The organism is Rhizobium skierniewicense Ch11 (assembly GCF_023757665.1).
Lineage (GTDB): Bacteria > Pseudomonadota > Alphaproteobacteria > Rhizobiales > Rhizobiaceae > Agrobacterium > Agrobacterium skierniewicense.
In genome coordinates this window covers 266,966-280,128 of record NZ_RXPG01000030.1, presented here as the reverse complement: position 1 = coordinate 280,128, position 13,163 = coordinate 266,966, and the positions used below count along the sequence as shown (strand labels likewise).

9 protein-coding genes are annotated in these 13,163 nt (G+C 57.4%); 5 read left to right on the top strand and 4 right to left on the bottom strand.

Annotated elements, in window-relative coordinates; translation table 11 throughout:
* Window positions 1-16: 16 nt before the first annotated feature.
* A complete protein-coding gene (locus EKM04_RS21190; protein WP_174155107.1) occupies window positions 17-1,837 on the bottom strand; it encodes an IlvD/Edd family dehydratase in 1,821 nt (606 codons plus the stop codon).
* 496 nt (window positions 1,838-2,333) lie between these two features.
* Here EKM04_RS21190 and ytfQ point away from each other — a divergent pair, with 496 nt between their 5' ends.
* From ytfQ to EKM04_RS21165, 5 genes are all read left to right on the top strand, one after another.
* A complete protein-coding gene (gene ytfQ, locus EKM04_RS21185; RefSeq protein ID WP_183893315.1) occupies window positions 2,334-3,293 on the top strand; it encodes a galactofuranose ABC transporter, galactofuranose-binding protein YtfQ in 960 nt (319 codons plus the stop codon).
* Between the two features lie 68 nt (window positions 3,294-3,361).
* Complete coding sequence (locus tag EKM04_RS21180; protein ID WP_183893313.1) at window positions 3,362-4,885, top strand: sugar ABC transporter ATP-binding protein; 1,524 nt, start codon at window positions 3,362-3,364, stop codon at window positions 4,883-4,885.
* Entirely contained in the window at window positions 4,885-5,928 is a 1,044-nt protein-coding gene (locus tag EKM04_RS21175; RefSeq protein WP_183893311.1) for an ABC transporter permease, read from the top strand. Before EKM04_RS21180 ends, EKM04_RS21175 begins: the two co-directional genes overlap by 1 nt.
* The gene (gene yjfF, locus EKM04_RS21170) at window positions 5,925-6,905 is read left to right on the top strand and encodes a galactofuranose ABC transporter, permease protein YjfF (protein WP_183893309.1); all 981 of its coding nucleotides are present in this window, start codon (window positions 5,925-5,927) and stop codon (window positions 6,903-6,905) included. Before EKM04_RS21175 ends, yjfF begins: the two co-directional genes overlap by 4 nt.
* A gap of 22 nt (window positions 6,906-6,927) precedes the next feature.
* A complete protein-coding gene (locus EKM04_RS21165; protein WP_174155116.1) occupies window positions 6,928-7,659 on the top strand; it encodes a FadR/GntR family transcriptional regulator in 732 nt (243 codons plus the stop codon).
* A gap of 54 nt (window positions 7,660-7,713) precedes the next feature.
* Here EKM04_RS21165 and EKM04_RS21160 read toward each other — a convergent pair whose 3' ends face one another.
* Genes EKM04_RS21160 through EKM04_RS21150 form a run of 3 tightly spaced genes read right to left on the bottom strand, consistent with a single transcriptional unit; the run spans window position 7,714 to window position 13,149 of the window.
* Window positions 7,714-10,959, bottom strand: coding sequence for an error-prone DNA polymerase (locus tag EKM04_RS21160; RefSeq protein WP_183893307.1), 3,246 nt, complete (start codon window positions 10,957-10,959; stop codon window positions 7,714-7,716).
* Window positions 10,956-12,473: a Y-family DNA polymerase gene (locus EKM04_RS21155; protein WP_183893305.1), complete on the bottom strand. Its 1,518-nt coding sequence runs from the start codon at window positions 12,471-12,473 to the stop codon at window positions 10,956-10,958. Before EKM04_RS21155 ends, EKM04_RS21160 begins: the two co-directional genes overlap by 4 nt.
* Window positions 12,388-13,149, bottom strand: a complete 762-nt coding sequence (locus EKM04_RS21150) for an ImuA family protein (protein WP_183893303.1) — start codon at window positions 13,147-13,149, stop codon at window positions 12,388-12,390. The genes EKM04_RS21155 and EKM04_RS21150 overlap by 86 nt, the downstream gene beginning before the upstream one ends.
* Window positions 13,150-13,163: the final 14 nt, after the last annotated feature.

Sequence of the window (13,163 nt, the reverse complement as noted above, 5' to 3'; positions counted from 1 at the left end):
TGAGTGTCAAGCGACGTCAGTGGTTGTCGCGAGGGACGCCCTTGGTCTGGGCGATGCGCTGGTACTTGACGGCATTTTCCAGAACCGCGCCGGTTTCCATCTGGCCGACGAGGCCACGCTGGATTTCCTGCCATGGGGTCTGATGGTCAGGGAACTTGTAACCGCCAGATGCGGCCAGCGCGTCGTAACGCTTGGCAAGTTCTTCGGCAGAAATCAGGATATCGGCCTTGCCCTTGCCCACATCGATCCGCACCCGGTCGCCGGTCTGAAGGATCGCGAGACCGCCGCCTGCGGCAGCTTCCGGCGATGCGTTCAGGATGGACGGGCTGCCCGAGGTCCCGGACTGGCGGCCATCACCGATGCAGGGAAGCGACGTGACGCCCTGCTTGAGCAGATAGTCCGGCGCGCGCATGTTGACGACTTCGGCAGCACCCGGATAACCGATGGGACCGGCACCGCGCATGAACAGAACCGTGTTGGCATCGATACCGAGCGATGGATCGTCGATGCGGTGGTGGTAATCTTCCGGACCATCGAACACGACCGCCTTGCCTTCGAAGGCTTCCGGGTCGTTCGGGTTGGACAGGTAACGCTCACGGAACTCAGGCGAAATCACGCTGGTCTTCATGATGGCCGACGAGAACAGGTTGCCACGCAGAACACGGAAGCCGGCACGTTGCTTGAGCGGCTGATCGAACGGACGAATGACCTTTTCGTCTTCGATGATGGCGCCACGGCAGTTTTCGCCGATGGTCTTGCCGTTGACCGTCATCGCGTCTTCCTTGATGAGGCCTTGTGTCATCAACTGGTTGACGACAGCGGGAACGCCGCCTGCGTGGTAATAGTCTTCGCCGAGATACTCACCGGCAGGCTGAAGGTTGACCAGCAATGGTACCTCTTCACCGTATGTCTGCCAGTCATCGACCGTCAGCTCGACATCGAGGTGACGGGCTAGACCGTTCAGATGGATCGGCGCGTTGGTGGAACCGCCAATGGCCGAGTTGACGCGGATGGCGTTGATGAACGCGTCCTTCGTCATGATGTCGGAAGGCTTCAGGTCTTCCTTGACCATTTCAACGATGCGCAGACCGGTGAGGTAGGAAATTTCCTGGCGGTCGCGGTAAGGCGCTGGAATGGCGGCGGAACCCGGCAACTGCATGCCGAGTGCTTCGGCGAGCGAATTCATGGTCGTGGCCGTGCCCATGGTGTTGCAATAGCCGGTGGACGGAGCCGAGGAAGCAACCAGCTTGACGAAACCGGCATAGTCGATTTCGCCCTTGGCCAGAAGTTCGCGGGCTTTCCAGACGATGGTGCCGGAACCGGTGCGTTCACCACGGAACCAGCCGTTCAGCATCGGGCCGACGGAGAGCGCGATGGCGGGAATGTTGACGGTGGCCGCCGCCATAAGACAGGCAGGCGTCGTCTTGTCGCAGCCGATGGTCAGCACGACGCCATCGAGCGGATAGCCGTACAGCACTTCCACGAGGCCGAGATAGGCAAGGTTACGGTCGAGACCCGCTGTCGGGCGCTTGCCGGTTTCCTGAATGGGGTGAACCGGAAATTCGATGGCAATGCCGCCCGCTTCGCGGATGCCTTCGCGCAGACGGTGCGCCAGTTCCAGGTGGTGGCGGTTACACGGTGACAGGTCCGACCCCGTCTGGGCGATGCCGATGATCGGACGATCCGACTGCAGTTCCGCCTGGCTGAGGCCGAAATTCATGTAGCGCTCCAGATAAAGCGCCGTCATGTCGGCGTTATCAGGATTGTCGAACCATGCGCGAGAACGCAGCTTTCCGCCCTTTGCCTGCGTTGTGGGTAGGTTGGTCAGGTCTTTCATAACTTTGATCTCCAGCCGGAAATGGCAAATGGGTACGACAACAGGATTGCGACGACCTTATGATGAGGAAAAGAGAAAAAGACCTCGGCGATCGCTAGCGCGAGGCAGGTCCAGCTGAGGACAGCACCGGAATGTTTCGACCTTTTGAAGACAGTCGATGACGATCGTCACGAAATTTCCGCCCTGAATTCTTCTTTTGCCTGCTCTCATCTGCGACAATTGACTTGCTCCGTCAATCGCAACAATCAGCGCTTCGGTATTCGTATTACTAATTTGCCAAAGCATTTATTGTCAAGGCGAGTTCCCTGGCCACTTGCCAGCCTCACAAGAATTATTTTCGACCAACTTTCTATTGCAAAATAAGGATAAATTCCAGATTTCTCAGTTTCAAAGACCACCTCAACATAAGAAAACGCTCAAAAGCCACTTTTCAAAGATAATACTATATGCTCATATCGGCCCGTCTTAGCCGAATTCATCTCTGGGAGGATTACAGATGAAAAAAGCACTTGCGGCGGTTACCGTCGCCCTTTCCGTATGTCTGGCATCAGGCGTATCAGCACAATCTCTGACTGTTGGCTTCTCGCAGATCGGATCTGAATCGGGTTGGCGTGCCGCTGAAACGACCGTGACGAAGCAGCAGGCTGAAAAACGTGGTGTGACGCTGAAATTTGCCGACGCACAACAAAAGCAGGAAAACCAGATCAAGGCTGTTAGAGGCTTTATCGCACAGGGCGTCGATGCGATCTTCATCGCACCTGTCGTCGCAACCGGCTGGGACGCCGTGTTGAAGGAAGCCAAGGAAGAGAAGATCCCCGTGATTCTTCTGGACCGCCAGATCGAGGCTCCAGACAGCCTGTATCTGACTGCCGTGACATCCGATCAGGTTCATGAAGGCAAGGTCGCTGGTGAATGGCTGGCCAAGGATGTTGGCTCCAAGGACTGCAAGGTCGTTGAGCTTCAGGGCACCACCGGTTCTTCACCTGCGATTAATCGCAAGAAGGGTTTTGAGGAAGGCATCGCATCGCATGCCAACATCAAGATCGTTCGCTCGCAGACCGGCGACTTTACCCGCACCAAGGGCAAGGAAGTCATGGAAAGCTTCATCAAGGCTGAAGGCGGCGGCAAGACCATTTGCGCAGTCTACGCCCACAATGACGACATGGCCGTCGGCGCAATCCAGGCTATCAAGGAAGCTGGCCTGAAGCCTGGCACCGATATCAAGGTCGTCTCCATCGATGCCGTTCCCGATATCTTCAAGGCGATGGCTGCCGGTGAAGCCAATGCGACGGTGGAGCTGACGCCGAACATGGCTGGTCCCGCTTTTGATGCGCTCGAAGCCTATCTGAAGGACAAAAAAGAGCCGGCAAAGTGGATCCAGACGGAATCCAAACTCTACACGGCGTCTGATGATCCGATGAAAGTGTACGAGGAGAAGAAGGGACTGGGCTACTAAGCCAGCTTCAGCTTCGGGAGCGGCGCGCCGAGCGCCGTTCCCACCAACGGACCGTGCAGGACTTGACCATGCCCGAAACCAGCCCCCTTCTGGAAGCGCGCGCCATAGGAAAATCGTTCCTCGGCATCGCTGCTCTCGATAATGTCGATCTATCGCTCAACCGCGGCGAAGTGCATGCTTTGCTGGGTGAGAACGGTGCGGGGAAATCGACACTCATCAAAATTCTGACCGGCGTCTATCATCGCGACCGGGGCACCATCCGTCTGGATGGCACGGAGATTTCGCCGACCACAGTCACGGAGGCGCAAGATCTCGGCATTGGCACCGTGTATCAGGAAGTCAATCTTCTTGAGAACCTGACCGTTGCCGAAAACCTGTTTCTGGGCAGACAACCGCGCCGCTTCGGCCTGATAGACCGGCGCGAAATGCGCGTAAGGGCGGAAAAACTGCTGGCCCGCTACGGGCTTTCTATCAATGTGGATGCCCTGCTCTCCAGCTATTCGGTCGCGATCCGCCAGATTATCGCTATCGCGCGCGCCGTCGATCTCTCGGGCAAAGTGCTGGTTCTGGATGAACCCACCGCCAGTCTCGACAGCCACGAAGTCGAAATGCTGTTTACCGTTCTGCGCCAGCTGCGCGCCGAGGGCCTTGGTATCGTCATCATCACCCATTTCCTCAACCAGGTCTATGACATCGCCGACCGCGTGACGGTGCTGCGCAACGGCAAGCTTGTCGGCACCCGCCAGATCTCCGAATTGCCCCGCGGCGACCTCATCTCGATGATGCTGGGACGCGAGCTGTTAAGCGTAACTCATGACCGTCAGGCGCCTGATGATACCGTGGTGAACGGCGACGCTCCCATCCGTTTTGAGGGCTATGGCAAGCGCGGCAGTGTCGAGCCGTTCGATCTCGATGTTCGCCCCGGTGAAGTCGTCGGCATTGCAGGACTTCTCGGATCCGGACGCACAGAGACGGCCTTTCTCCTGTTCGGCATCGACAAGCCGGACGCTGGCCAGGCCAGCATCGATGGCAAAGCAGTTGCAATCACGTCGCCGGAGGTGGCAATCGACAATGGTTTCGGATTTTGTCCGGAAGAGCGCAAGACGGACGGCATTATCGGCGACTTCTCGGTGGCGGATAATATCGCGCTTGCCCTGCAAGCCCGGCAGGGATGGATGCGTCCCCTGTCTCATAAACAAAAGTCCGTGTTGGCGGATGGCTTCATCAAGTCACTCGACATCCGCCCAGCGGATCGCGAACGCCCGATCAAGTTCCTCTCCGGCGGCAACCAGCAAAAGGCAATTCTTGCCCGGTGGTTGGCCACCGAGCCGCGCCTGCTCATTCTCGATGAACCGACACGCGGCATCGACATCGGTGCCCACGCAGAAATCCTGAAGATGATCGAGCGGCTCTGTTCGCAGGGCATGTCGCTCATCGTCATATCCTCGGAACTGGAAGAACTGACCGCTGTCGCACACCGCGTTATCGTGCTGTCGGACCGCCGACATGTTGCCGAACTCAAAGGGGGCGACGTGACCGCCGACAACATCATGCAAGCTATTGCCAGTGCCGCCAGAACGGAGGCGGCATGATGAAGAGCGTTACCGCCCGCATGAAACGGCTCACACCTCAGCTCGTCGCACTCATCATCATTCTTGGTGCTATCGCGCTTATCTCGCCTGGTTTCCTGAATATTTCTTTTCAGAACGGTCGACTGTACGGCAGCGTTATCGACATTCTGGTGCGCGCGGCACCCGTGGCACTGCTGACCATCGGCATGACACTGGTCATCGCCACAAAGGGCATCGACCTGTCCATCGGCGCTGTCATCGCCATCTGTGGCGCGGTTGCAGCAACGCTGATCAGCAGCGACCAGTCTATCCCCGTGGTTATCGCCGTTTCGCTCACTGTGGGCATCGCCTGCGGTATCTGGAACGGTATTCTTGTCGCCGTTCTGGACATTCAGCCGATCATCGCAACGCTGATCCTGATGGTCGCCGGGCGTGGTATCGCGCAGCTCATCACGGAAGGCGTCATCCTGACCTTCAACAATGACAGTTTTTCCGCCATCGGCGTTGGCGCGTTTGCCGGCATTCCCATGCCTGTCATCATCTGGGTGCTCACGGCTTTGCTGGTGGGCACTCTCGTGCGCAAGACGGCCTTGGGTTTTCTCATCGAAGCCACCGGCATCAACCGCCGCGCCGCAGCCCTGGCCGGTGTGCGCGCCCGTTTTCTGCTTTTCTTCGTCTATGCCATATCAGGCCTTTGCGCAGCCGTTGCGGGCATGATTGTCACCGCCGACATCCGCGGTGCCGATGCCAACAATGCTGGCCTATGGCTTGAGCTTGACGCCATTCTGGCCGTCGTCATCGGCGGCACCTCCCTGAATGGCGGACGTTTCTCGATCACCGCGTCATTGATCGGCGCATTGATCATCCAGACCATCAACACCGGCATTCTGGTCTCCGGCTTCCCGCCGGAATTCAATCTCATCATCAAGGCGGGCATCATCATCATCGTGCTGACACTGCAGTCACCGGCAATCGGAACCCTGATCGGCTTTACGAAGTCCCGCAAGGTACCCGATTCAGCCACGCCGTCTCAGGCCGTCAACCATGAGGGAGCAACGCGATGATCCACATCCGCAATCTTCCGTTCCTAACGACGCTGGCGGTTTTCGTCGTCGCCTATGTCCTCTGCGTCATTCAGTATCCCGCGATGTTCTCGACCCGGGTCGTCGGCAATTTGCTGACCGATAACGCGTTTCTCGGCATCGCAGCCGTCGGCATGACCTTTGTCATCCTGTCCGGCGGCATCGACCTCTCCATCGGTTCGGTCATTGCCTTTGCCAGCGTATTCGTGGCGGTACTGGTTGGAACCTACAACGTTCATCCTCTGGCGGCTTTTGCAGCCGTGCTCGTCATCTCCACGATTTTCGGCTGCCTGATGGGCGCGATGATCCGCTTCCTGTCGATCCCGCCATTCGTAGTAACCCTGGCAGGCATGTTTCTGGCGCGGGGCGCCGCCTATCTGATATCGACGCAATCCGTGCCGATCTCGCATCCCGTCATCGATGCCATTCAGGGCTTTTACATGAGAGTACCCGGCGGCGGGCGGTTGACGGCACTGGCCATGGTCATGCTGATCGTGTTTGTTGTGGGCGGCATCCTTGCCAGCCGGACGCGGTTCGGGGCCAACATCTACGCGCTGGGTGGCAATCAGCAATCGGCAGAGCTGATGGGTGTTCCCATCGGCAAGACCATCATCGGCATCTATGCTCTCTCGGGCTTTCTGTCGGGCCTCGCCGGTATCGTCTACACACTCTATACCTCGTCGGGTTATTCGCTGGCGACAGTCGGGATGGAGCTCGATGCCATCGCAGCCGTCGTCATCGGAGGCACGCTTCTGACCGGCGGCACCGGCCTCGTGGCGGGGACCTTCGTTGGTCTATTGATACAGGGGCTGATCCAGACATACATCGTTTTTGATGGCACCTTGTCATCCTGGTGGACGAAAATCGTCATCGGCATACTGCTGTTCGTCTTCATCGTGTTGCAACGCACCATCATCTGGTATTCAAACAGAAGGCTGGCTGGAGCGCATCCGGCATAAGGATAGCCACGGAGGCATTTTATTGGGGCTGCTGGAAACGACGATTACCGGACGAAAGCGGCGCAGCAGCCACGCGCATGTCGTGGCTGAACTCGGCAGCGCCATCGTATCGGGACGCATCCCCGAAAATTCTCTTCTGCCGAATGATGCCGAACTTTCCCTCCGTTTCGGTGTCTCCCGCACGGTGCTGCGCGAGACGATGAAGACGTTGGCTGCCAAGCGCCTGGTAGAGCCCAAAGCCAAGGTCGGCACGCGTGTTCTGGAAAAATCCAGCTGGAATTTCTTCGATCCCGACGTTCTGGGCTGGCGTTGTGATGCGGGTCTGGACCCCGAATTCATCAACCATCTGGCCGACATCCGGCTGGCGCTGGAGCCTGCAGCTGCAGCCGCAGCCGCACGCCATGCATCAAGCGAGGACATTGTTTCTCTCTATGCCATTGCCGCCCGGTTCGACAATGCGAACCACACACCCGAGACCATCGCCAAGGTCGATCTCGAATTTCACCTGGCCGTGGCACGCATTTCCGGCAACCCGTTCATGCGCTCTGCCAGCGGTCTGATCGAGGCGGCACTGGCCATTTCCTTCCAGCTCTCCTCGCCCGCATCGTCGCCTGAGACGATTTCTGAAATTGCATCCAACCACCTGCGCATCGTGCATGCCATAGCGGCCCGGGATGAAGGTGCTGCTATCAAGGCCATGGGGCAGGTCATACTGGTGGGCAAGGACCGGATCAAGAAAGCAATCGCCGAGTGACTTGATAGGATATCGCTTTAGAGCGCTTCCTTGTTAAATGGAACGTTCTAAGCTTCAATGAAAATTGCGGCCCTTGACGATGATTTGATCCCCTCCATCGTCGTGCATATCCGATCGCCTCGGCAGGCCACGCCGGTCTTCGGACGGAATGCCGTGATGAAATTCATCACCTCGGCCATGCGGCAATGGAAACGGTCCTTCCCTTTCGCCGACGCTTTTCAGCACATCTGAAAGATCAGTGATGCGGTGAGCGACGAGATGCACGACCTCTCCTTCACGCTGGATTTTCCCATAAATCCCGACCATTCCCGCCGATAGAACGACACGCCGATATTTTTCGAAGGTTTTGACCCAGACGACGGCATTGGCAATGCCCGTTTCATCCTCCAGCGTCATGAAGACGACGCCGTTGGCCGAACCCGGCCGCTGGCGCACCAGAACAAGCCCAGCGACTTCCAGCCAGCGGCCATCTTTTGCAGCAACGGCCTGAGCACAGGTGAACATTCGTCGCCGGGAAAGATCATCACGCAGAAACGCCATGGGGTGCTGGCGCAAGGTCAGACCGACATGGCCGTAATCCTGCACGACCTCGCCACCTGCCGTCATGGGACGCAGGGCAACCTCTGGCTCGTCCAACTCGGCGATGACACTGTTTAGGCGCATGGCAGCCGACGCAAACAAAGGCAACGGCTCATCGCGCAGCGCCTTGATGGCCCAAAGAGCCTGGCGGCGGGAAAGCCCAAGTGATGGCAGGAAGGCATCCGCTTCCGCAAGCGCGACCAGCGCCGCCGAGGGTATGCCTGCCCTTCGCCATAGGTCATCGATGGATACGAACGGTCGATCTTCGCGGCACGCTATGATGCGGCCCGCATGCGTGTTGGACAGCCCCTTGACCAGACACATACCAAGGCGAACGGCATTTCGCTGCGGCCCGACTTCCTCTTCCAGCGTACAATCCCAACGACTTGTGTTGATGCAGACGGGGCGCACCACGACCCCGTGATTTTGAGCGTCGCGAACCAGCTGCGCCGGGGCATAGAAACCCATGGGTTGGGAGTTCAGAAGAGCTGCACAGAAAATATCGGGGTGATTACATTTCAGCCATGCGGATGCGTAGGCCACCAAAGCGAATGAGGCAGCATGGCTTTCGGGGAAGCCGTAACTTCCGAAACCTTCAAGTTGCTTAAAAATACGCGTTGCGAATTCCTCGCTGAATTTGTTGGCAACCAGACCGTCTATCAACTTTTTTTTGAATGTTGCGATGGTGCCGACATTCTTAAACGTTGCCATGGCTCTTCTTAATTGGTCGGCCTGATCAGGAGAAAATTTTGCGCAATCGATAGCAATACGCATAGCCTGCTCCTGAAAAAGAGGGACGCCCAGCGTTTTATGTAGAACTTTTTCAAGTTCTGGTCGCTCGTAGACCACTGCTTCCTTGCCCTCGCGCCTCCGCAAATAGGGGTGCACCATATCTCCCTGGATAGGACCGGGGCGAACAATGGCCACCTGAATAACCAGATCATAAAGTTTCCGAGGCTTCAGCCGTGGCAGCATCGACATTTGCGCCCTGCTTTCAATCTGAAACGTACCAATCGTGTCGGCTTTGCAGATCATGTCGTAGGTAGGTTCGTGATGCGGTATTGCAGCAAGATCGAATTTTTTTCCTAACCGATCTTCCAGCATATCAAAGCCGCGCTTCATACAGGACAGCATGCCGAGCGCCAAACAGTCCATTTTCATGAATTTGAGGATATCGATATCGTCTTTATCCCATTCGATGATCTGTCGATCCTTCATCGTCGCCGGCTCTATCGGCACCAATTCGTCCAGCCTGTCATGTGTCAGCACAAAGCCGCCGGGATGCTGACTATGATGGCGCGGAGTGCCAATTAGTTGTTTCGCAAGGTCGAAGGCCAGTTTGATGCGGCGGTCATCCAGATTAATGTTGAGGTCCTTGGCTTCCTTTTCACCAACACCATCACTCCACCACCAGACTTGCGAAGACATGATTTTGGTCAGGTCTTCGGGCAGGCCCAATACCTTTCCAACATCACGAAGCGCACCCTTGGCGCGATATCGCGTGACGACAGCACAGAGTGCGGCCTTGTCTCTCCCGTAATTGTCGTAAACCCACTGAATGACTTCTTCGCGTCGCTGATGTTCAAAATCGACATCAATATCCGGTGGCTCGCCTCTTTTTTCCGAAATGAAGCGTTCAAACAGGAGGTCATTTTCCATGGGGTTGATGGCAGTAATACCCAGCACATAGCAGACAGCCGAATTGGCAGCCGATCCGCGCCCTTGACACAGAATATCTTCCCCGCGAGCGAAACGAACAATGGCGTTAACAGTCAGAAAATAAGGCGCATATTTTAGCTTTGCGATCAGCGCCAGTTCATGCTTCAGACTATTCTCGACCTTTTCGGGTAATCCTTCTGGGTAACGTTTTGGCACCGCCTTCCATACGAACTTCTCCAAAGCTTCTTGCGCCGTCAGACCCGGCTGCGTTTTCTCCTCAGGATATTGATAAGCAAGTTCATCCAGAGAGAATGTACAGCGGTTGGCAATCTCCAGCGTGCGACCCAACGCTTCCGGGTAACGGAAAAACAGTCGATGCATTTCCACAGGCGTCTTTAAGTAACGGTCGGCGTGACGCTCACGACGAAAACCAGCTTCATCGATGCTGACATTATGCCTGATGCAGGTCACTACATCCTGCAACATTCTCCGCTCTGGGACATGGAAAAGAACGTCGTTGGTGATAACGGTCGGCACGCCTGCCCGAGACGCCATATGGGACAATTCATGAAGACGCATCTGATCGTTTGGCCTGCGGCGCAGGCTCATAGCCATATATGCCCTCTCGCCAAAATCTGTCTTCAAGCGGCGAAGGCGAGTGGCGCACGTCTCATCTGCCAGATCAGGCAATAGAACGACAAGAAAGCCTTCGCCATAGGCAACGAGATCATCCCACATCAGGTGGCACTTGCCTTTACCCGCCCGCCCTTTGCCGAGTGACAGCAACCTACAAAGGCGCGCGTAAGCGGGACGGTTGGTGGGATAGACGAGTACCGAAATATCATCGGCGAGATCGAGACGGCAACCAACGACAAGCCGAACGCCGTGGTGCTTGGCTGCCTGATGCGCCCGCACGATACCTGCCAGGCTATTGCGATCCACAATGCCCAGAGCTTCGATCCCCAATAATGCTGCGTGCTCGAACAGCTCTTCACAGGAACTCACACCCCGAAGAAACGAAAAATGCGATGTGACCTGAAGCTCTGCATAGCGGTCACTCATCCGAATATTCCATGGAGAAACCAGCCTTGAGAACCCGTGTTGGCGTGTTCGCCATCACCGGAGCGGAAAATCCAGAAGCGCTCGCCGCTCTCGTCTTCAACGGTGAAATAATCCCGGACAGCGGCCTGTTCGCGGTCGCGTTTCCACCATTCGCCGAAGACGCGTTCCGGCCCATCGGCACGCTTTACCAGACGCCGTATGCCGCGCCAGGTGAAGCTTTTGGGGGGGTGGTCCGGCAACAGTGCCATGGTCTGGATCGGCTCTGGCCGCGAAAGCAGGCGGACCGGACGTGGCCAGTGGTCCGGCCAGCCAAGCGTATCGTCGGCAGAGTGTGCAGCGACCATCTGGACGGAACGTTCGGGCACATCGCTGGCGACAGCACTGTAACGATAGACCTTGTGACCACGGTTGATGAGGACATCAACCGTTTCACCGATATCGGCTTTTGACTCGTCAAGCAGGGTGGAACGAGCCTGCCCCGGCACAAGTGCTTCCGCGTGGCTAGCGGTCAGGATCATTTTTTCAATGCCAAAGCCGGGGTTGATCGTATCAATCCTATCCGTCAGAAGACGGCTCAGTTGTTTGACATCGCGCACCGGTCTGGAGGTTCCAGCTCGGATCGCCTGAATGCCGCTATCGACCCGGTGCAGCACCAGATCGACACGGCGTGCGCCAAGGCCACGCTTTTCCAGCCCGGCGCAAAGCTGGCGTACGAGCTTTTCGGTGTAACGCGCAATGGTCTCGGCCGCGGAAATAGGTTCAGCGAAAAAGCGAAAGGTCTCGACCAGTTCGGGGATACGGATCGGCTCTATCGGTTCCGACAACAGACCATGGGCCTGGTCCAGCCTGCGCCCGATTTCAGGGCCGAAACGAAGCGTCAGCGGCGCCCGGGCCGCAGCCATGAGGTCTGCGATATTGTGAAACCCAAGCACTTTCAGGTCAGATAGGATGCGTGGCTCAAGCCGAAGGGCGGCCAAGGGGAGAGGGCCAAGGGCTGTAGCCAAACCATTTCGCGGTACGATGGTGAGAGGCTCTTTTCCAAAGCGGGCAAGCGCGTGTGCTGCCCCCCAGCTATCGGCAATCGCGGCGCGGGCAGTAAACCCGAGCCCGTGCATCCGGTTGATCATGCCGCTCAGCATTAACAGCTCATTGCCATGCAAGTGATCTGCGCCTGTCGTATCCAGCACCAAACCGGCGGGTGGATCAGGTGCAACGATGGGTGCATAGATGCGCAGGAACCAAAAAGCGAGATCGCGCAGCGCTTTTGCATCGTCCGCCGTCTGCAACTCCTCGACAATGAGGCCGGGAATGATGGCTTGAGCCTTGCTGACGGGCATGCCAAGCCGCAGGCCCAGTGCGGATGCTGCCACATCCTGCGCTGCGATGACACGGCGACTTCCCTGTCTGGCAATCATCACCACAGGGCGATCAACCGGTGGCGCCTGTTTGCCAAGTGCTCTGCGGTATCGGTCTGTCGACCATGTCGGCAGGTAGAGCGAGACGACCCTTTGCATCACAGGCTTCCACTTCAAAATTGCTAGATTCGCCACCACGACACCGCAAAAGCTCCAGAAACCAGCGCGCCCTTCCCACTCCCTGCACGGGCAAAGACGTTGAAGGACGCACGGAAACGCGCCACCGCGTGACCGCAGCCGTCGGCTGTCCAAATTCGATAGCGCCGGAAGGATGACGCCAGCGACGGATGGCAAGACCGACGACACCAGACCCTTCCGCCGCCAATTGCAGCCGACGTGAGATGGTCATCGGCAGTTTTGACACCTCCCCCACCACAGCGCCAAAACCGTTGCAGCGCAGACCTTCTTCGAAACAGTCCAGCACGCCCTTTTCATCGCGACATTCCACGATGATCAGACGGTTTTGCGACAGGCCCGCCTGCGTCAAGGCCGGCATGAACAGATCGGACCGGGTTACGCACCATAGGATCTTTCCTTTCACACGCGCCGCAACGCCTGCCGAAAACAAGGCCGACGCGGCACCATCCATCGCACCGTTGCCGCCGCCGCTGACCTCATGCAAGCAACCCAGCTTCAGTCCGCCACCGGGCAGATGATCATCAATGGAAGGAATGCCGAAAGGCAGAGTTTCGTGGTGGCGGGCTTGACCCTGAGTGATCCGCTCAAGCCTCTCCCGCAATTCTTCTACAACAAGCTGTTCGGCGCGTTTATGCATGACACGAGACTTTT